At 59.4% G+C, this 20,393-nt stretch carries 16 protein-coding genes; 6 read left to right on the plus strand and 10 right to left on the minus strand.

Annotation, left to right across the window (positions count from 1 at the left end; translation table 11 throughout):
- Nucleotides 1–57: 57 nt before the first annotated feature.
- Complete coding sequence (locus tag J3Q04_RS20555; protein ID WP_434609672.1) at nucleotides 58–6,201, minus strand: filamentous hemagglutinin N-terminal domain-containing protein; 6,144 nt, start codon at nucleotides 6,199–6,201, stop codon at nucleotides 58–60.
- Between the two features lie 281 nt (nucleotides 6,202–6,482).
- Between J3Q04_RS20555 and J3Q04_RS20560 the strand changes: the two genes are divergently transcribed.
- The gene (locus tag J3Q04_RS20560) at nucleotides 6,483–6,887 is read left to right on the plus strand and encodes a DUF488 domain-containing protein (RefSeq protein ID WP_434562403.1); all 405 of its coding nucleotides are present in this window, start codon (nucleotides 6,483–6,485) and stop codon (nucleotides 6,885–6,887) included.
- A gap of 100 nt (nucleotides 6,888–6,987) precedes the next feature.
- Nucleotides 6,988–8,499, plus strand: a complete 1,512-nt coding sequence (locus tag J3Q04_RS20565; protein WP_434609670.1) for a DUF6630 family protein — start codon at nucleotides 6,988–6,990, stop codon at nucleotides 8,497–8,499.
- Nucleotides 8,500–8,652: 153 nt separating this feature from the next.
- On the opposite strand, the gene J3Q04_RS20570 is transcribed toward J3Q04_RS20565, so the two are convergent.
- On the minus strand, nucleotides 8,653–9,195 hold the full coding sequence (locus J3Q04_RS20570) for a DUF4256 domain-containing protein (protein WP_434609668.1): 543 nt from the start codon (nucleotides 9,193–9,195) through the stop codon (nucleotides 8,653–8,655).
- A 172-nt stretch (nucleotides 9,196–9,367) separates the two neighbouring features.
- Here J3Q04_RS20570 and J3Q04_RS20575 point away from each other — a divergent pair, with 172 nt between their 5' ends.
- The gene (locus tag J3Q04_RS20575) at nucleotides 9,368–9,667 is read left to right on the plus strand and encodes a hypothetical protein (RefSeq protein WP_420764119.1); all 300 of its coding nucleotides are present in this window, start codon (nucleotides 9,368–9,370) and stop codon (nucleotides 9,665–9,667) included.
- Nucleotides 9,668–9,857: 190 nt separating this feature from the next.
- On the opposite strand, the gene J3Q04_RS20580 is transcribed toward J3Q04_RS20575, so the two are convergent.
- Genes J3Q04_RS20580 through J3Q04_RS20600 form a run of 5 tightly spaced genes read right to left on the minus strand, consistent with a single transcriptional unit; the run spans nucleotide 9,858 to nucleotide 13,411 of the window.
- Nucleotides 9,858–10,094, minus strand: a complete 237-nt coding sequence (locus J3Q04_RS20580; RefSeq protein ID WP_434609666.1) for a Rieske (2Fe-2S) protein — start codon at nucleotides 10,092–10,094, stop codon at nucleotides 9,858–9,860.
- Nucleotides 10,078–10,935: an iron-containing redox enzyme family protein gene (locus tag J3Q04_RS20585; protein ID WP_434609664.1), complete on the minus strand. Its 858-nt coding sequence runs from the start codon at nucleotides 10,933–10,935 to the stop codon at nucleotides 10,078–10,080. The genes J3Q04_RS20580 and J3Q04_RS20585 overlap by 17 nt, the downstream gene beginning before the upstream one ends.
- Nucleotides 10,932–11,735, minus strand: a complete 804-nt coding sequence (locus J3Q04_RS20590; RefSeq protein WP_434609662.1) for a dihydrodipicolinate synthase family protein — start codon at nucleotides 11,733–11,735, stop codon at nucleotides 10,932–10,934. The genes J3Q04_RS20585 and J3Q04_RS20590 overlap by 4 nt, the downstream gene beginning before the upstream one ends.
- The gene (locus J3Q04_RS20595) at nucleotides 11,725–12,243 is read right to left on the minus strand and encodes a DUF6190 family protein (RefSeq protein ID WP_434609660.1); all 519 of its coding nucleotides are present in this window, start codon (nucleotides 12,241–12,243) and stop codon (nucleotides 11,725–11,727) included. The genes J3Q04_RS20590 and J3Q04_RS20595 overlap by 11 nt, the downstream gene beginning before the upstream one ends.
- Nucleotides 12,236–13,411, minus strand: coding sequence for a pyridoxal phosphate-dependent aminotransferase (locus J3Q04_RS20600; protein ID WP_434609657.1), 1,176 nt, complete (start codon nucleotides 13,409–13,411; stop codon nucleotides 12,236–12,238). Before J3Q04_RS20600 ends, J3Q04_RS20595 begins: the two co-directional genes overlap by 8 nt.
- Nucleotides 13,412–13,638: 227 nt before the next feature.
- On the opposite strand from J3Q04_RS20600, the gene J3Q04_RS20605 reads away from it, so the two are divergent.
- Nucleotides 13,639–14,274 (plus strand): acyl-homoserine-lactone synthase, encoded by a 636-nt coding sequence (locus J3Q04_RS20605; RefSeq protein ID WP_434609655.1) that lies wholly within the window; start codon nucleotides 13,639–13,641, stop codon nucleotides 14,272–14,274.
- 12 nt (nucleotides 14,275–14,286) lie between these two features.
- On the opposite strand, the gene J3Q04_RS20610 is transcribed toward J3Q04_RS20605, so the two are convergent.
- Both J3Q04_RS20610 and J3Q04_RS20615 read right to left on the minus strand, forming a co-directional pair.
- The gene (locus J3Q04_RS20610; protein ID WP_434609653.1) at nucleotides 14,287–15,015 is read right to left on the minus strand and encodes a helix-turn-helix transcriptional regulator; all 729 of its coding nucleotides are present in this window, start codon (nucleotides 15,013–15,015) and stop codon (nucleotides 14,287–14,289) included.
- Nucleotides 15,016–15,232: 217 nt separating this feature from the next.
- Nucleotides 15,233–15,871 carry a glutathione S-transferase family protein gene (locus J3Q04_RS20615; RefSeq protein WP_434609651.1) on the minus strand — a complete coding sequence of 213 codons (639 nt, stop codon included), beginning with the start codon at nucleotides 15,869–15,871 and terminating at the stop codon, nucleotides 15,233–15,235.
- Between the two features lie 95 nt (nucleotides 15,872–15,966).
- Between J3Q04_RS20615 and J3Q04_RS20620 the strand changes: the two genes are divergently transcribed.
- Entirely contained in the window at nucleotides 15,967–17,067 is a 1,101-nt protein-coding gene (locus J3Q04_RS20620; RefSeq protein ID WP_434609649.1) for a transketolase-like TK C-terminal-containing protein, read from the plus strand.
- An 11-nt stretch (nucleotides 17,068–17,078) separates the two neighbouring features.
- Here the strand turns inward: J3Q04_RS20620 and J3Q04_RS20625 are convergent, their stop codons facing one another.
- Nucleotides 17,079–17,531: a MarR family winged helix-turn-helix transcriptional regulator gene (locus J3Q04_RS20625; protein ID WP_434609647.1), complete on the minus strand. Its 453-nt coding sequence runs from the start codon at nucleotides 17,529–17,531 to the stop codon at nucleotides 17,079–17,081.
- 174 nt (nucleotides 17,532–17,705) lie between these two features.
- On the opposite strand from J3Q04_RS20625, the gene aceE reads away from it, so the two are divergent.
- Nucleotides 17,706–20,375 (plus strand): pyruvate dehydrogenase (acetyl-transferring), homodimeric type, encoded by a 2,670-nt coding sequence (aceE, locus tag J3Q04_RS20630; protein WP_434609645.1) that lies wholly within the window; start codon nucleotides 17,706–17,708, stop codon nucleotides 20,373–20,375.
- Nucleotides 20,376–20,393 lie beyond the last annotated feature (18 nt).

Consider the following 20,393-nt stretch of genomic DNA (forward strand, 5'->3'; position numbering starts at 1 on the left):
CCGCGTCCGGGGACGCGGCCAAGGGGCTCCTTCAAAGGGAAAAGTGAGTGTCAGGGGTCAGGGACGCATGGCCAGGCTCGGCAAGCGCACACCGCCGCGCACGACGAAAACAGTCTGTGGCGGGTAGGCCGCACAGGCGGCCCCACCCGATACACCGCCGTCGGCGCAGACAGTCCCGGCCAGTTCCCGCTCGCTGTCGGCGTCCTGGGCCTGGGCAGCCGAATCGCCGTCGCCTTGGGCCAGGGCGTCGCCCGCAGCGTTGCCGCCATTGGCGTTTGCCGGCGCGCCGCTCTGATCCACCAGCAGCAGGCCGCCGTCCTCGACCCCGACGTCGGACCAATCAGTCGGTTTCGGCTGGACCGGATTGAGCTCCGGCGCATGGGGCGAAGTCACTTGCACGACGATGCGCGTTGCATCGGCGACGCTCTGCTGGATGGCGCTGATATCGATGGACTGCGTCACCGTGAGGTTGCCATTGGCCGGGTCGCTGACGATCAGGTAACCGAGGTCAGCCAGCCCACCGATATTGATCTGGTGGGTGCCGGGGTCTGGGTTTCCTATCGAATACTCCGGCTGGCCGAGCATCTGTTTGGTGTCACCGTTCTGCAGGCCGTTGACGTCGAAACCGGCTGCACCGCCACCGTTGAACGTGGTTTGGCCGTCGAATGGTTTGGTCTGGGTGGTCGTACCGTTCGTGGACACCACCAGCGTCGGTTGCTCGCGGTATACGGCATGAACCCCGGTGTTGCCCAGCGCCCGACCGAAATTGCTCTGCTGCTCGTCGCTGTTGTAGCGGAAGTTGCCGCTGCCACTGCCCACCACATCCACTACGCCGGTGCTGCCGGCGAGGCTGCCGGTGTAGATCACCGCCCGGCCACCCGCGCCGGTGGACACCGTCACGCCCGCGTTGGCTTTCACGTCACCGCCCGAGGCCACGCCCGCCGAAGCGGATTGACCGGCGTTGAGCACGATCGCATCAGCGGCATTGCTGGTGGTGCTGACGTTCTCGGTCAGGGTGATATTACCGGTGGTCGTTACAACCTGGACTTTGCCGGTGTTGCCGATGCCCACGATCTGATCCAGCTGGGTGCCGTCCAGCGCCGTCTCGGTCAGCCTGCCGACGGTGACGTCCGTGCGGTTGACGAAGTTGACGTCCTTCGCCCGGCTGGCGATATCGCCGACCCAGTTGCTGGCATTGCGCAGGTCAAAATCGCCGCCCTTGAGCGCCAGGCCATCGGCGGTGATGGTGCCGTTGGCATCTTGGGTGGTCTTGCCATCGACGTTGAGGAACACGTTGCCGTTGGTGGCCAGCGCTTCGTTGATCGCCAGATCGCCGTCGGTGCCGATGCTGACGTCGCCGGTGTTGTTCACGCCGGTGGTGGACTTGACCACGTTGCCGTTGCCGTCGGTTTCAGTCAGCGTGCCGACCTTCAGGTTGCCAGTGTTGTTGAACGCGACCTTGCCCGCCTCGCTGGCGATGTCGCCCACCACGTTGCCGTTGTTGCGCAACTCGAAGTCGCCGCCGTTGAGCGCCAGGCCGTCCGCGGTGATGTTGCCGTTGGCATCTTGGGTGGTCTTGCCATCGACGTTCAGGAACACGTTGCCGCTGGTGACCAGTTCTTCGTTGATCGCCAGATCGCCGTCGGTGCCGATGCTGACGTCGCCGGTGTTGTTCACCCCGGTGGTCGTCTTGACCACGTTGCCGTTGCCGTCGGTTTCAGTCAGCGTGCCGACCTTCAGGTTGCCAGTGTTGTTGAACGCGACCTTGCCCGCCTCGCTGGCGATATCGCCCACCACGTTGCCGTTGTTGCGCAACTCGAAGTCGCCGCCGTTGAGCGCCAGGCCGTCAGCGGTGATGTTGCCGTTGGCATCCTGGGTGGTCTTGCCATCGACGTTGAGGAACACGTTGCCGCTGGTGGCCAGCGCTTCGTTGATCGCCAGATCACCGTCGGTGGCGATGCTGACGTCGCCAGTGTTGTTCACACCGGTGACGGTCGTTTGCGTGCCATCGGCATGGGTCGCGGTAAGCGAGCCCACTTTGAGGTTCCCGTTGTTGTTGAACTGGACCTTGCCCGCATCGCTGGCGATATCGCCGATCACGTTACCGCTGTTGCCCAGGCCGTAGTTGCCGCCCAGCAGCACCAGGCCGCTGGCATCGAGCTTGGCCCCGGCGTCACCGGCCTGAGTGGTGTTGCCCGCCACTTCCAGGGTGATGATGTCGTCGGCGCGGGTTTGACCCTGGCCGGCGTCATCCCGTGGGCCGTTTTCGATGGTGATGCCTTTTACCAGCGACAGGTCGTGGTCGGTTTTCAGGGTGACCGCTTCGTCGGAGGTAATCCCAACGGTGCCGTCCACGACGCCAACCGTCAGGTTGCCGTTGCCGGCGAATTTCAAGCTGCCGACATCGGCGGCGATCACGCCCACGTCATTCCCCTTGCCCAGGTCGAAATCGCCTTCGCCGCGCAGGGCCAATTCGTCTGCGGTAATGGTCGCCCCCGTTGCCTGGGTCGCCCCTTTGCCGGCGTCGACGGTGAGGGTCAGGCCTTTGCCGGTCGTGCCGTCTTCGTCGGTGCCTTCGGGATCCTGGAGGGTCAGATCGCCCAGCAGGTTCAGGACACCGTTGGCGACCAACGCCAGGTCGTCCATGAGCGTCGCGCCTTCATCGTCGACGGTGATGTTGCGGGTCTTGTCATTGCCGATGACGACCTTGTCGAAACCGTCCTGGATGTTGGCCAGGTCAGCGTCGGACAGCACCAGCGGATCGTTTGGCCCGGTCACCTCTGGGTCATCACTGCCGCCCACGTGGATATCCAGGCCTGGGGTTTTCTGCTGCAAGGTGAGACTGCCGCCACCGGCAACGCTCGCGGCGAGATCGATTTCGTCGGCGGTCAGGCTCGTATTGCCCTGGGTCGCCAATGCCTGGCCGACCGTGAGCGTGTCGGCGATAAGGTTCAGGTCGCCGGTCTGAGTCATGCCGGCCACCGGCACACCTTGCGGGTTCGCCGGGGTCTGGCTGTCAGGAACGGTGACGACGCCGACGGTCAGGTCATCGACATCGGCAAAGCTGACGGTGCCGGTGTCGCTGGCAATCGTGTCGACGTCGTTGGCGGCGTTGTCCAGGTCATGGACGGCGCCGTCACCCAGCAACACCAGGCCATCGGCGACAATGGCGCCGCCAGCGGTCTGGTCGATCTTGCCGCCATTGCTTTGCAATGCCAGGACCGGAGCCGGTTTGTTGTCGTCGTTGCCGGTGCCCGGTGCGTCCGCCACGGTCAACTGGTCATTGATGTGGATATCGCCGGTGCCGGCATCGAGGATAAGGTTGTCGTTGATGCGGGTGGCTTCGATGATGCTGATGTCACCGGTCATGTCCGCGCCACCGATCTTGACGGAAGTGAACCCGTCGCCCAGGGCGCTGATGTCGGTGCCGGTCAGTTCCAACGAACCGGCGGCGTCGCCGGTGCTGCCGCCCACGGCAATGTTTTTGCTCGGGGTGTTGGTTTCAAGGGCAATGGAGCCATTGCCGGTAACGCTGCCGGCGCCGCCGTTGAAGTTGATATCGTCGGCCTTGATGGCCAGGTTGTTGTCGGTGCCGTTGAGGCTGCCGTTGAACGTAATCGAACTGCCTTGCAGGCCCTTGCTGCCCGAGGTGTTGGTCTTGATGTTGTCGACGTACAGCGAGCCGCCAACCTGCTTGCCGGCGGTCTGGTCGAAACTGCCCGAAACGAACACGAATTTGTACGTGCCGGCCTTGTCAGCGGTCGCCGTATGGCTTTTCCAATCCACCGCGCCCGTGCCGTTCCCCGTTTCGTTCAGGATGATCTGGTATTCACCGGTGTTGACGTTCAACAGATAGCCGAAGACGTCATAGGTATCGCCGCCCGCGACCGGTTTGTAATCGAAACTGACCGCTTCCCCCGCCGCCAGGGAGACCGTGCCCTCGCTCACCACCGACGGACCGCGCATGATGCAACCGGCGGGTGCGTTCTGGCAGTTGGAGTTGTTCTCGGTGCCCAGCAGCAGCGCAGCGCCACCGTCCTGGCCCTGGCCAGCCGCGACGACCGGTGTGAGGGGCTTGTAGTTCATGTCGCCCTGGTCGCCAGGCGAAACGCTCGGCGGGTTGCCATTGGTCGGCGATGTGGTTGGCAGCGTCGGGTCATCGGGAGATACCACGCCCTCCACCACGGTCACACCAGTGAAGAACTGGTCGATGGAGGTCTTCCAGCCGACCAGGCCGTTTTCGAAGTCGGCGTTCAGGAACTGCGAGGTGCCCATCTCAACCGCACCGTTGTAGACCTGCTCGCCGCTGGTAAAGACTTTTGCACCGTTGATATACGTCTTGCCGGCGCCACTGGTGGTCGCGTACAGGGCGCCCAGGGCGCTGTTACCGCCGACCATGTCGCTGAAGATGATCGAGCCTGAACCTGCGTCCACGCGCAGCTCGCGCTTGTTGGCCACCGCATCGGAATCCACCACGCCGGCAAACACGATGTTGCCGCCGTTGCTCTTCAGGCTGACGTCGGTGTTGAGCGCCATCTTGCCATTGAAGATCAACGCCAAACTGTTGCCATTGCCCGCGCCGCTGGCGTCGATGTCACCGTTGAGGAAGATATTGCCGAAGACGTAGCGGCCCGTGCCGACGTCGTTGTGCCCGGACTGCAAGGTCAGCGTCCGATCGCCGCTGATGTTCGTCGGGGTGTAGTCGCCGTTCCAGTGGATGCTGTTGTCGGCTTTGATCGCCACATCGGTGCCGCCGGCCAGGGCCGTATCGATCGCGTTGAAACCGACCGTGGCCTCTGTCCCGTTGGCGCCGCCCGTCAACCCGCCGTTGCCCGGTCCCACCGTGACGCTGTCCGGATCGAGCAACCACAAGCCGCCCTTGCCGTTTTTGGCCGAGGCATCGGCGGCTTTGCTCACCGCCAGCTTGGCGCCGCTGGTTTCGATCTTGCCGCCGTCACCGCCCTTGGCGCCGCCGGTGGCTTTCAAGGTGCCGTCCACGCGCGTCACGCTGCCAGGCTTCTTCACATCCGACCAAGCCACCACGGTGCCGCCTTTGCCGTTATCGGTGGCCGATGCATCGAGCACGGCGCCAGCGGCGATAGTGGTCTGGCTGGCCTGCTTGATCGAAGCGTCCTTGCCTTGCCAGCTTCCGCCCACGTAAATCTCGCCGCCGCCCTTGGCGCCGGTGGCGTCGAGCGCAGCGCCGCCGTTGATGGCCACGCGATCCCCGGTCACGACGATCTTGCCGCCCTTGGCGGTGTCGGAAGACACATCGATGCGCCCGGCGACTTGTACGTCGCCCCGGTCGCCCATCAACGTGACCACGCCGTTTTCACCGACATCCAGGGAGCGGGCTTCGATCAGGCCGGTGTTGTTGATGACGGTGCTCGCCAGGGTTTCCGCCGCACGGGCGGTCAGCAGGATTTTCCCGGCATCGGCACGAATGGCACCGCCGTTTTCAATCAACGCCTGCAACGCGCCTTCCTGGACTTCCAACTGCACCGGCCCACCCAAGTCGAGCGTCACGACGCTGCCGGCGCCCAGCAGCACGTTGCCCTTGTGCGCGGTGATGTTGCCTTCGTTGACGATTTTCGCAGCGATCAGGGCAACAGTGCCGCCTTGCGCTGCGTTGATGTTGCCCTGGTTGACCACCGACGCGGCGCTGTCGCCACTGAAACGGTAATTGCCGGCAAGGAAATCTTCGGTGGATAGATTAAGCGTGGAGGCCACCAGACCGCCCACATCCACTTGCGCGCCGGGGGTGAACAATACGCCGTTGGGGTTGACCAGGAACACCTGGCCGTTGGCTTTCAGCGCGCCCTGGATCACCGACACATCCGAGCCTAATACCCGGTTCAATGCGACAGAATTCGCGCCAGGCTGGACGAACTGGACGGTGTTGCCCTTGCCGATGGAGAAGCTCTGCCAGTCAATCGCAAGCTTGTCGCTGCCCTGATGAATGACCATGCCCGTGCCGCCCTGGTGGATGCTACCGTTACCCGCCACGATATTGCCGCCGGACGGCAAAGGCCCCGCCGTGGCAAACGAGGCGAATACACTGCCGCCCACGCCCATGACGAGGCTCAGCCTGAGGTTGAGGGATTGACGGTTTTTGTCCTTGCCCTGGCTTTTGACCAACTCGGATGCCACCTGCCATGCGCCCATCACGGCATTCCAGACGACTCGGTAACTTCTATTCATTGTGTTCACTCATTCCTGATACAGCGGGTCACGCCAAGACGACCCGACGGTTCCTGTCGACAAATCAAACGGAGAAACCGAATCCGGGGCGGATTGCGGCTCGAAAAATCCCACAGTGCTGCGCCCATCATGTCCGCCGCGCTGGGGGCAGTGCCTTTGCTTGAGCGCCCATGGCTTTTGAATGAGGGGATGGAATTCCAATTTTCCGATGGGTGGCTCGCTGGTCACCTCCTCGTCGGCGACCTATGCTCAGTCGGTCCAGTTTCCACAGGCGGGCCCTGATGATCCGATGCAAACGCGCCTACGAAACCGCCACCGCCGAGGATGGCGTGCGGGTGCTGGTGGACCGCTTGTGGCCGCGTAACCGCCCCAAGGATGCCTTGGCGATCACCGAGTGGCTGCCGCAGGTCGGGCCTTCCCATCCATTGCGCAAGGCGTTCAAGGCGGGCGCGGTTTCGTTCGAGCAGTTCCGCGAGGCGTATCGCAAGGAATTGGCGGCGCGGCCGGAGCATTGGTGGAAGCTGGTGGACCTTGCGCGGGATGGAACGCTTACCCTGGTGTATGCGGCCAAATCGACGGATGAAAATAACGCGGTGGTGCTGGCGCAATGGTTGGAGGATGAGGTGGAGAAACGCACGGAGTCGAGCTCACCGGTGTGTTATCTGGATGAGTTTCCAGAGCTTTGAAAGGGGCTTGCTGTAACACCGTGGCGAGGGACCTTGCGCCCTCGCCACGGGTTGTCGATTTGCCTAAGATCGGCGCAGAGAATACACCGGGAGGACAGCCGTGACGCCATCGCCCTTTGATCCGTTGGTTCATATCGATTGGAAAACACCCGGCAGCGACTTGCTTGGGCTGCTGCAGCATTACTACCCCGACATCGGGGTGTTTGCCGGCCCGGGGTTCGAGACGTTATTGGATGAGCTGTCCAACGAGATGCCCGAGGTCTGCTTCGAGGCGCTGGCGGCGCTGTTGTCGCACCAGGGTTACGACCTGTGGAACCTGGACGCCGGCGGCGATGATTATCGGCCGGTTATTTTCCCCTCCGACCAACGCGAGGCGTTTGCCCAGCATTGGCAAAGCCCACGTGGCGAACCCAGATTCACGCCGAGATTGATCGAGCCGCCCAAGACCATGGTGACCGAACACAAACCGGCCAAGACCAAGCGCGGCAAGGTGAACTGGCTGCAGGAAGTCCATGACTACCCCGGCCCCACTCACGTGCATGAATACAACTACCGCAATGGCTGGGCTGCCATCACCGAGCAGGACGAAGACCGGTGGTTGTGCTTTTTGATCGACTACAACCAGTGGCCGCCTGTCGAGCTGGACATGCTCGAACAACGCACCGATGAGGTGGATGGCGGGGACCTGCGGCTGATCGACGCCAACGCCCAGCGCAGCCTGTGGCGACGCCAGGTCAAACGCGGCGATTACAGCGCGGATGATCGGTTCAAATATGAGATTCGCCGGGGCGATACCATCGAGGACTTCGGACCTGCCGGCCAGGAGTGGCAGGCATTTGAAGAACCCTGCGTTGTGGCAGACGACACGATATTCGAGCGCCAGCGCATTTACGAGCCCAAGCACCTGACGAGGATCTGGCGGACCACGGCGGACAGCAGCGAGGTGATTTTCGAGGACTCGGATGAGCTGACCATCCTGCCCGTCGGCCCGCGCCGATTGCTGTTCATGCAACACAACGGCAAGGGCTGCTGGGTCTGGAACCAGGACCCGCCGCACCAGGCCGTCGCCGCCAAGCCAATGCCCGCCGAGGCTTATAAGCTGCGCGCATCGACCGCGTACCTGGGCGGTGACGAGATTTTGCTGTTCAGCGAAGGCGCGCGGCCGAACGTCGAGCACTCGGGTTATCAAGAGACGGTGCTGTTGGCGTGGCGCTTCAATTTCATCACCGGCACCAAGGCGAAGGCGACGTTGGACGGCTTCGGCAGCGAGCTGCGCCAGGACACCCGCCTGCTGGTCACCCAGCCCAAGCAGGTGATCACGCTGCGCACGTTCCATGGACAGCTTCATGTGTCCCGTGGGCATGGTGATTGGTGGGTGTGGCGTTATCGCGCCAACACCTTCGGCACCCAGACCCTGGCATGGTTTTGGAATCAACGCAGCAATGAGGTAGTGAAGCTTTCGACCAAGGATATCCCGCGCGTCAAGCCTGAGATTCGTTACGTGCCGGCGCAGGATCGGTATCTGGCGTTCGAGACGGATTTTGTGGCGCGGTTGCCGGGCTTCGCGCAGATCCTTGAGGCCAAGGGATGTGAGGTTCTGACTTTTCAGTGAGGCGATTTCGCGGCGGCGACCTCCGTGGCGAGGGAGCTTGCTCCCGCTCGACTGCGCAGCAGTCGCAAAACCTGCCAACCGTTTTCCCCTGCCATGCCGCCGGGGGCTGCTGCGCAACCCAGCGCGAGCAAGCTCCCTCGCCATGGGTTTGTCTTAAACCTGCAGCACCCCACGAAACCCACGCGCCGCGTAATACGACTGCACCCCATTGTGGTAAACGAACACCCGGCCATAACGAAAATCGCCAAACAACGCCCCACCCAGCGCCCGGATTTCCGAAGGTGTTGCCAACCAACTGGACGTCTTGGCATCAAACTCACCCAGCGCTTGTAATGCCCGGTATTGCACTTCGGTCAACAGGCTCACGCCCATCGCTTCGGCCAATTCCAGGGCACTGCCTTTGGGTTTGTTCTCCTTACGCGCATCCAGGGCCGCACGGTCGTAGCAGAGGCTGCGGCGGCCGGTCGGGCTTTCCTTTACGCAATCGCAAAAGGTGATAGAGCCTGTCTTCGCGTCCAGGCCAATCACGTCGGGCTCGCCGCCGGTGGCTTCCATGGCTTGGAGCGTTTCAAGGGCGCTGGGGTTGTTGTCGAGCCGCGTCTGGACGTCGGCCCATGGGATGTTTGGATGGCGGTCGGGGTTCTGTTCAAAACGGGCCCGCAGGTTTTGCAGCAAGGTTTGTTGTTGTTCTTTCATGGCGCGAGGTCCTTGGGTGCCGATGGGTTGTGCATGGAGCGCTTAATAGCGACATGCAGCAGGGTCGCAGCTTGGATATTTCTATTTGATATTGGCTACTGTCGACTCTGACAGTAGTTGCGCGGCGGCGTTGGCTCTTAACCTGCTACAGGTTCGCGAGCAGGAGCCTAGGGTGAATACAACGATAAGCTGCATCAGAGCGCTGCCACTTATCCTGCCTATTACATTGGCCGGCACCTGTTTCCCGGCGCTGGCGACCGAGGACTGCAATATTCAGAAAGTCGGGCTGGCGATGATTCTGGAACCTGGAGGTATAGCTCAAAAAGCCTTGTCCAAAGCCCAGTACAGGGAAAAACTGGATGTGAAGCGCGTGCGGATCACCCACTCGGAACGGGCCAAGCACCCGGATAAATCTCGCCTCACTGTGGTGATCGACAAAAAAAGAAAAGTGAAGCACATCTATTGCGAATGAACACCCGCTGCTGGTGAGCCCGTGGAAAGGACACCCGGTCAGCGCCTCACCTGGGCGCTACGCGGCGCGGGCGGTCCGGCCAGCGTCTTCGTCCTTGAGAAGATAACGGGCGAGGCATTGATTGAGTGAGACCGCCGCATCCTCAAAGGACGCGCCGGCTCACTGTAATACCGCATCGTCAAGGTTCGCGCTAACTCACGCGCTTCACCTCAAGACGCCCGCAAGGCGGCCCACTTAATTGCTCGCCCGTTTCCAGGCTGAACACCGAAAAGTGCAACGGGCAGGTGATGCTTTTCCGCTGCTCATTGATCACTCCATGTTCCAGCCATCCAGCGCGATGCGGGCACGTGTGCGGCACTTCAAAGTGCTGGTCGTCAACGACGATGGCGAACGTGCCTGGGCGATAGAATTCAGATGGCTCGCTCACACATGCGCTCCTTGTCGAAGTACTTCTGCCGCCTCGCCTGTTCGACAGCGGCATCGAAGGCGGCGTTGGTGATGTCCCGTCCCATGCAGATGCCTTCCCACGCTTTGACAGGATCCAGGTCCCTCGCCACGTCCATTGCCTTGAGCAGGCGCTGGCCTTCAATCGCATGGAAGACATCGATGTGAACATGCTCGGAATAGTAGGTATGGGCCTTGATCTGCAAACGCGAGCAGATGGACGTGTAGCATTCAAAAAAGAACGGTACGACGGTTTCGAAGTAAGTAATCACCCCCGCGAAATACGACGGATCATCCGCCCTCATCGTCAACCAACAGAACATGTTGGGAAACGAGAAACCAGCCGGGGCGTTAACGTCGATGTAGAAGTCCAGGTCGGTAGGCATTCCCAACTCATTAAGCAGATCAATGTACAGCGTCGTATGGGAGCGCTTCAGGTTACCGGACCCGAACTCGTCGATCATCATGCGCAACATCGGCATCTGCGCCGCCAGGCTGAGCCGGGGCATAAGGTGATAAAACACTTGTGCCTCGGTCAAACCATCCAACGCGAACTCCTGCACCAGGATCCTGAACTCGTCAAGGCTCATATGCTCGCTTACATAGGCTGCGCTGGGCGGGATCACGCTGCGCTCCATTTCGACCAGTTCAGCCAGTTGCTTGCGCAATGCAGCGAGGTTGGTCGGTGGGTTGGCGGTTCGCGTCTTCTGGATAGTCGACTCGATCCACTCACGCTCGAAAGCCAGGATATGGTTTTCCAACGGTTTGAGCTGTTTGATGCATGACCGATTCGCCAGGAATAGTTCTTTCTGCAAGTCGCTCATGCCATGGCCTCCTGCTCTGCGAACACACGGTCAGTGCTGATGATGCCGCGGGTCTTGAGTTCTTTCTTGACCTGGGCGTACCAATCGTCGGCGCCTAGTTCAAAGCGCTCATTGAGCTCTTCCACTAGTTCACCGACTGAAGTTTGCCGGGCGCCAATTGCCAGTCGACAGACTCCGGGTTCCAGATTGGCCAAGGACACCACATTACCGTCGGACTCGAGCTCCCGCGCAAGCAGCATTTCCCAGCCAATGAGGTAATCGAGCCCCTCGTTGCGCAGGCGCTCGATCTCGCTTTGCACACGCGGCTGGGAGGGTGAGTCCTTGATACCGATGACTCTCGGTAGTTGGGCGATCGAGAACAAGGTCTCGAAGCTTTTCTCGTTACCGGATAACGCTGACTCGTTATAAATGAAGATATCCAGCGACGTCGCATCATGGACCGCCCGGTAATGCTCGATCATGTCTTGTTGGCTTGTGCCTGAAGCAAAAGGCGATGTGAACATGACCGCCTGGGCCCCAAGCTTTTGCGCCAACAATGCGTACTCGACGACTTCAGCCGTCGTCGCGCGTTCTATACCGGCTATCACCGCCTTGTCCTGTGCGTGGGCCAGCGTCAGCTCCAGCATGCGCTGCCACTCCCGCCGACCCAGCCGCCAGCCCTCGCCGGAAGTCAGGCAAGGAATGTATCCATCGACAAACGGCCGTGAACAATGAAGCAAGCGACGCACGCTCGCTTCGCAGACGCGCGACTGATCATCAAGAGGCGTGATCAACGGTACGTAGATGTGCTTAGTCGACATGCTGGAAGTCCTCTTGTCCGATGGTCATCTGCAACGACTGCTCGTACAGGCCCTGTAGCTTTTCAGGAAACACGGACTGCGAGGACGCCATGGGAAACGTCTTCAGGTAGGGCTTGAGCAACGTCAGATCGCGAAGCGAATCGTCATGGGTGTAGAACGGTTGTTGATGCTCGACCACATGGGCGACCAGCATCTTCTTTTCCACACTCAAGTGCGCCCAGTCGGGCTCCAGGCAGGCGCGCTTCAAGACTTTATTGCTATAGCCCTGGCGCTGGATGTTCATGTCTGTATGAAGTACGTCCATGAACGGGTAATAGACGTCCTGCAGGTGTCGGCTCTTCTTCCAGATAATGGCATCGCATATGCCAATCTGGCCAAAACTCATCAGCACCTGACGTGAATAAAAAGCGCTGAAAAACCCCAGCGATTGCGCCCTTACCTCAGGGTCGCGATGGTGCATACCCATGAACACGGTGGCGTCCATAACCGCAATGGAGGCTTCAGCCATGATAGTTCTCCAGTGCCAGGGCGATGGTCCTGACCGCCTGTTCGAACTCCTCAGGCTTGCGCGCCAATGCCAGGCGAATGTATTTCTGCCCTGCCTGCGGTTGGCTCCAATAGAAATATTTGCCCGGCAGGACGTACACCTCATAGGCCATCAGGTACGCCTGCAAGTCATCGGCGGACACGCCATCACGCAGGATTTCGAACCAGGCAACACTGGTCTCAACCGCCGGCGTCAAATAACTCAGGAAACTGCCGTGCAAATGTTCTCGGGCGGCCGCGCGGTTTACATCGAGTACCGAACGTACCGACTCGAAATCGTCAGCGTTGCTGTCTCGAATATATTGAGTCACGACATTCAGAATAAAGGGCGACACGTTCAGCAATACGCTGGTGACGATGCTGTAGATGTCAGCGTTGATGGCCCGGCTGGACATGATCGTCGCGCACTTGGTGTCTTGCAGCGGCCAGGTTTTTCCTGTGTCTTCCATGATGATGTACTCGGTACCGATGTCATCCAAAATGGCATAGGCATCGAGGCGGCTACCCCCTGAAGCTTTGAAAAACGCGGCGAAGCAAAAATCCAGAATCAACAACTTGCGGTGATCCTTGCAGTAACGCGCCACTTCGACAAAGGTGTCGGCGCCGTCGGCAAACATGCTGGTACCGGTCGGGTTGTTGGGATCCACCAGGAAAATCGCATCGACGTTTGCCGCCGCGGCTTGAAGCTTTGCATAGACACTCGTAGACGACTGCAAAAGGGCTTCGTCCAGTGGAGTCAACGGCACTTCCATGTGCTTGAGCAGGTCATGCAAGTTGTCGAAACAAGGTTCGATCAAACCCACGCTCATGTTGCGTTTGCGCAGATAGGTCGCGGTGATGTGCATCGCAATGGAGGCCGCGTAGACCAGATAGATTTCATCATGTCGCTTGAGCGCATGCTCTTGACCATGGAACGTGAAGAACGCCTGGATAAATTCCTGCTCGCTCTGATATTGGCTCTGGCCTTGGGCGCGATACCAGAGTTCGGGCAGACGGCTGACAATCTCTCGCTGGGTGACGCTTTGGTCCTGATGCGTATGGGCGTCGGCGAGATTGAAGCGTGTTTTCAAGGCAGAAATTTCATGTTGGGTGATATCTTCTTTATCATCCAGGCGGGTCAAGACGCTCATATTATTATTCCTATAGGTACTGAGTATGTTCATCTCGCTGGCCGGCTCACGGCGCCGTAGATAAACCCTGATCTATAGTTAGCATTGTTTCATTGTCGAACAACTGTACTTGGGTGCAGCTTGGCATTTGCATTCCTGTATCTAGGTACAGTTGCTTTTCCTGGTTCATGCCGCCATGCTCGGCGCGCACGATAATTCAGCATAAATACCCAAGGACATTGCAGGACATGGACAACGTCAGCTTTCATGCCATCAATTATTCCGATGCCTCAGAAGAGCTATTGAGTGACCTGTACGGTTTGAGAAAAGAAGTTTTTGCGGACCGGCTTGACTGGCGCGTCACGATTCAGCACGGAAGGGAAATTGACGAATATGACAATGCCAATGCAACCTATCTCGTCGGTCTGTGTGCGGGGCAAGCGCTGGCTAGTTTGCGCCTGATCAATACGCTGAACCCTTACATGGTCGAAGGTCCATTCCGAAACTTCTTCAAGTGCGAAGTTCCAAAACACAATTCGATGGCCGAATCCAGTCGTTTCTTTGTGGATAAAACCCGTTCTCGCGCCATGGGTTTGAACCAACTACCGCTTACCGAAATGTTGCTGTTGGCCATGCACGAACATGCCGCCCGGCAGGGCCTGGGTTCGATCATAACGGTGGTCAGCCAAGCCATGTCTCGCATCGTTCTGCGGGCGGGTTGGCACTACGAAGTTCTGGATACTGGCGAAGCTTCACCCGGCGAAAAGGTGTTGCTGCTCAACATGCCAGTGCGCCCCGAAAACGACCGGAGCCTCAGGCAAACCATCGAGTCGAAGCAGCGCCGCGGCGTGGCGCAGGCTTGCAAACAAGGGTTGCCCTGCTAGGGCACCTGCGGTTCAGACCAGCCCCATGCTGACAGCCTTGTAGACCGCTTGCTTGGCGTTGCAGACGCAGAGCTTGTCCACGATGTTCGCCATATGGAATTTAACGGTGCGCACGGAGATGGCATGGATAGCGGCGATTTCGCTGTAAGCCTTACCCATGACGACCCATTTCAGGACCCCAAGCTCCCTGTCCGACAGCCCGGCTTCGGTCAACTCCGGGAATAATTCGCTCAACGAAAAACAATCAGTCAACCTGCTTTGAAACTGAACGAGCGTCATCTGGATTTCTGCCGCCCTGCGCGTCATGGTCTGCTCGAAATCCTGACGACGCTCGGTATTGCTGATACTCAGTGCAGCAAACAAGCCATTGGCATCGTGCAGGTTGAAAGTGAAGCCGTCCGATATCCGGTATTTTTCCGACGATGCAAAAACCGCCTGCCCTTGACCTGACGTCTTGGATTCAAGCGCTTCATGCCAAAAGAACGGCGCTATGCATTTCATGCCATGTTTAATGACCGGATCGATAAGGTGGAAATTCTCAGCCCTATACACGTCGAGCCAGCGTTTCGGATAATTTGAGAAAATCCTCGGTTTTACTTCACGCCCCTTGTACATGACAAAGTAAGCATAATGACAACCTTCCAACGGCCGCAGGCACTTCTCGAATGTATTCTTGAGTCTTTCATCCAATTCAGACCCGGTATTGATGAAGCGCCGCCCTCTCAAAGCTTGATTGCTCATAAAAACTCCCTTTTTTATGGTTTCGTTGCTTGAGTAGATCCTTGCTGCAGAATGATGAAAAAAGCATTCAATCCAAGTCTCAATTCGTAGTAAAGCCAAATGACCACTACATACTCGACGACCGAATTGAAGCAAGACTCGCCTCCGTTGGGGTAAGCCGTCCTTCTCTTGCGGATCAGGCGGCTCGCTCCAGTTTAGAGTCTGTATGGAACGTGTATCAACTTACCGGCATATCCCGGGATTCGGCGAGCCCGGCTTGCACGGCAGGACGGGACTCAATCGTTTTCAACCAGCGCAGCACATGGGGGAACGCCGTGATATTCAGGTCCAACTCTTCGTAGGTGCGCAACCAGGGAAACGCCGCGATATCGGCAATGGAATATTGCTCGCACGCCAGGTAACTGCGCTCGGCCAACTGCTTATCCACCACCCCATAAAGGCGCAGGGCCTCTCTGCGATAACGTGTTATAGCTTCCTCGTTGCGTGTAGTGCTGCCATGCAGGAACCACCACAGTTGGCCCAACATTGGACCAATGGCCCCGACCTGGAAGAACAGCCATTGTTGGACCGCGAGCCGTTCGGTAGACGCATCGGGTTGCAAAAAACCATGCTTGTGCGACAGGTAATCCAGGATGGCGGCGGATTCAAAAACCGAAACGCCCGCTTGGTGATCAACGATGGCGGGGATTTTCCCGTTCGGATTGATGGCCAGGAATTCCGGCGAGTGTTGTCGGCCTTCCGAGAGGTTGAGTTTCACAATTTCGCAAGCAATCCCTGCCTCCTTCAGGAAAATACTGATTTTTTGTCCGTTAGGCGTATCGGTCGTATACAGCGTGATCGGAACAGCAGCGCTCATGAGGAACTCCATTTCGTATCAATTTAATTGCATTTGCAATCATATTAATCCGTGCAGTAAGGTGCAAGCACGACGGAACGCACGGAGATTGTGGAATGATCGGCTTTTCCAGCTTCAGTAAAACGCCTGAGACCCGCCTCGCCGCACAGGCCTGTATCGATAAGATTCGAACGCTTGCCGATCAGCACGCAGGTGGGTTTTGCTCGCCGCTCTACACCATGATCGATATTGCCAACCGCCTCGAAAGAGATCCGGGAACAGCTCGGAACATCTGGGTGATTCGAGCCAACAAACAGCCTCAAGCCGAAAGCCATCACACCCGCATCAGTGCTTGGCCGTTGCGCATGAGCCCTGCCGCCCGCGCGAGCGAGAAACCGCTGTTGTACCTGACCAGTTCAGCGACATCGGCCGAACTTTGCGCGCTGTCAAACGAATCGGCAAACCGCGGAATACTGTGCAACGACATAGAAACCCTGCCCTCGCGCTGGCCCAAGGGGGCTCATCCCTGGGTGCCGCTCTGGCTGGTGGCCAATCCGCAATGCCTGCCATTCGACCCAGCCAGCGGCGCCGAAGCGCATGCCATTGCCCTGGCCGCTCTGGAGAGCCTTTACGTGGAGGGCAACGATGGTTTTTATTACATGGCGCTTCACGATGAGCCCAATGATTTCCTGGCCCCAATCGGCAATGCCAGCGCGAGCCAGGCGCTCAAGGGAATGTACAAGCTGACCGAAATCGAGACCAATGTTGGCGCCCCTCGGGTTCGCTTGTTGGGCGCGGGGTTGGCGTTGCAATCGGTGGTGAGCGCGGGGCAAATGTTGAGCGACCACTGGGGCATCGCGAGCGAATTGTGGAGCTGCCCCAGCTATACCCGCTTGGCCCGTGACGCGGACAAGGCACAGCGTTGGAATCGCATGCACCCCGGGATGCCAAGACGATCGTCGCATCTGCTCGACTGCCTGGGCTCCTCGGACAGTCCGGTCGTCGCGGTGACGGGTTACGCGCAGCACGTCGCCGAGCAGATCGGCAGCCACATCGGCTCACGGTTCGTGGCCCTCGGCGCCGACTCTATCGGTGCCGCTTGCGCAGCGGTGGATAAACACTGGATCGTGGTGTCGTCGTTGCAGGCCCTGGCTCAGGATGGGCTTATCGACCGAGCGTTGGTCGAGCAGGCGATGAGCCAATACCTGTTGCAATGACCACACATCGCTCATCCCGCTCGCCCACTGGAGCGCGCCGCTTTGGCCGCACGTTCCAATGCTTCGCTGAAGACTCGTTGCTGGTCGTCATCGAACTGCGACAGGAACAATTCGTCCACCGCGCCTTCATAGACCTTCCACATCTTCTTGCGCAGCGCTTTCCCGCTCTCGGTGATGGCCGCGTACGCGCCTCGACCGTCGTCGCTGGCGCGGCTGCGGATGACCAGGCCCTCAGCCTCCAGGCGGTCGACCAGGCGCGTGAGATTGTAGCGTTCGATGGCCATGACATCGGCCAATTCGCTCATCCGCCGCGCGCCGTCAGGGCCACTTTCCAAGCCCCATAACGCGTCGTACCAAGCATAGGCAGGCAGCCCCTCAGCCGCCAGGCGACGCTCTATTTCGCGGATCAGGCAGCGGTGGGCCCGGACGAATCTGAACCAGGTGTCCGGCTCGTTTGAAGACATGCAGCACCTTTTTGATGAGATCGATTTAGTTGCAATTGTAGCGCGTGGCAGGATAAATTCTCGCTCGTAGTTGCAAATGCAACTACAAAATTCCAGAAGGTTGGCGTCCACCCACGCCCCTTAGTCAGGCACCAAACGACTCGGTGCTGCAGCACTGTCCAGGAGACGACAACGATGGCACAACAATCCATGTTTCTCGACGAGGATCCACAAGAGACTCGCGAATGGCTCGAATCCATTGAGTCAGTGGCAAGCGTCGAAGGGCGCCCTCGCGCTCACTACCTGATCGACCAGATGCTTGATTTCGACGCCAACCGCCACGGCGATTTCTACGGCCGAGTGACGACCCCCTACGTCAATACGATCCCGGTCGACCGCCAGCAGCCCTATCCTGGCGACCTGGCCGTCGAACGCCGGATCAACGCCTATATCCGTTGGAACGCACTGGCCATGGTGCTGCGCGCCGGCAAACATTCAAACGTGGGCGGGCACATCGCGTCCTATGCATCGGCGGCCGTTTTGTACGACGTCGGCTTCGAGCATTTTTTCCGTGGCCGCACCGAGCAATTCGCTGGCGACATGGTGTACATCCAAGGCCATTCTTCCCCCGGCATCTATGGACGCGCCTATCTGGAAGGTCGCCTGAGCGAAGAGCAGCTGGACAACTTCCGCCGCGAGACCGACCGCGACGGTGTTTCGTCCTATCCGCATCCACGGCTGATGCCAGACTTCTGGCAGTTTCCAACGGTCTCCATGGGGCTCGGACCGATCACCGCCGCGTATCAGGCCCGGTTCATGCGCTACCTTGAAGATCGTGGCCTGAAAGAACACCAAGGCCGTAAAGTCTGGGCGTTTCTCGGTGACGGTGAAATGGATCAGCCGGAATCGCTGGCGGCCATTTCCCTGGCGGGCCGGGAGAAGCTCGACAACATCATTTTTGTCGTCAACTGCAACCTGCAACGCCTGGACGGTCCGGTGCGTGGCAACAGCAAGGTGATCCAGGAGTTCGAAAGCCTGTACCGGGCGGCCGGCTGGAATGTCATCAAGGTGATCTGGGGCAGCGGCTGGGATGCCCTGCTGGAAAAGGACAAGAGCGGCCTGCTGCGCCAACGGATGATGGAATGCGTTGACGGCGACTACCAGAACTACAAATCCCAGAACGGCGCCTATGTGCGTGAACACTTCTTCGGCAAGTATCCCCAGTTGCTGGAGCTGGTCAGCGACCTGAGCGACGACGACATCTGGAAGTTGTCTCGCGGTGGCCACGATCCGGAAAAAGTCTACAACGCCTATGCCGCTGCCATGCGCCACACTGGCGGGCCGACAGTCATTCTGGCCAAGACCGTGAAAGGCTTCGGCATGGGCGAAGCGGGTGAAGGCCAGAACATCAATCATCAACTCAAGAAAATGGGCGACGAGGCGGTCAAGGCGTTCCGTGACCGGTTCGCACTGGCGCTCACCGACGACCAGTTGGGTGACATGCCTTATCTCAAACCCGCCGCGGACAGCGTCGAAGCCCTCTACCTGCAAGCCAGGCGGACCCAGTTGGGCGGCTATATCCCGGCGCGTTTCAACGCCGTGGCGCCATTGCAGGTGCCACCCTTATCAGCGCTGGATACACAGCTCAAAGGCACGGGCGAACGGGCGATTTCCACCACCATGGCGTTCGTGCGCATCCTCGGCACGCTGCTCAAGGACCCGAACATCGGCAAGCTGATCGTGCCCATTGTGCCGGACGAATCTCGCACCTTTGGCATGGAAAGCCTGTTCCGCCAGATCGGCATTCACTCCCATGTCGGCCAGTTGTATACCCCACAAGACGCCGGCCAGTTGAGCTACTACAAAGAAGCCCGGGACGGCCAGATCATGCAGGAGGGGCTGAACGAGTCCGGCGGGATATCTTCGTGGATCGCCGCAAGCACGTCCTACAGCACCCATGGCGTGATGACGGTGCCGTTCTACATCTTTTACTCGATGTTCGGCTTCCAGCGCGTTGGCGACCTGGCCTGGGCGGCGGGCGACGCACGCGCTCGCGGCTTCCTGCTCGGGGCGACTTCCGGCAGGACGACGCTCATGGGTGAAGGCCTGCAACACGACGACGGCCATAGCCACGTGCTGTCCTCGACCATCCCGTGTTGCGTATCCTACGACCCGACCTACGCCTACGAACTGGCGGTGATCATCCAGGACGGTATGCGGCGGATGTACGCTGAAAACGAAGACATCTTCTATTACATCACCGTACTGAACGAAAACTACGCCCACCCACCGATGCCCGAAGGTGTCGAGGAAGGCATTCTCAAGGGCATGTACCGCCTCTCGGCGCCGGAAAAACCTGTCGAAGGCAAGCATGTGCAGCTGATGGGTTGCGGTTCGATCCTTCAGGAAGTCGTTGCGGCGGCCCAATTGCTGGAACAGGATTTTGCTGTCAGCAGCGAAGTCTGGAGCGTGACCAGCCTGACCGAACTGCGCCGTGACGGCCAGGAAGCCGAACGCTGGAACCTGCTGCATCCCGAGCACGCGCCGCGCGTCGGTTATGTGGAAAGTTGCCTGCACGACAAACAGGGCCCGGTGGTGGTCGCGACGGACTACATGAAGATTTTCGCCGACCAGATCCGCCCGTTCGTACCCAAGCGCCGCTTCGTGGCCTTGGGCACGGATGGTTTCGGTCAATCGGACACTCGCGAGTCGCTGCGCAGATTCTTTGAGGTGGACCGTCACTTCATCGCCCTCGCGGCGTTGAAGGCCCTGGCCGACGACGGGCAAATCCCAAGGAAAAAAGTCGCTGAGGCGATCACACTTTATGGGATCGATCCGCAAAAGCAGAACCCTGCGAAAGTTTGACCCCCGATCAACCTGTGG

Source organism: Pseudomonas sp. D4-21 (assembly GCF_051132125.1).
Lineage (GTDB): Bacteria > Pseudomonadota > Gammaproteobacteria > Pseudomonadales > Pseudomonadaceae > Aquipseudomonas.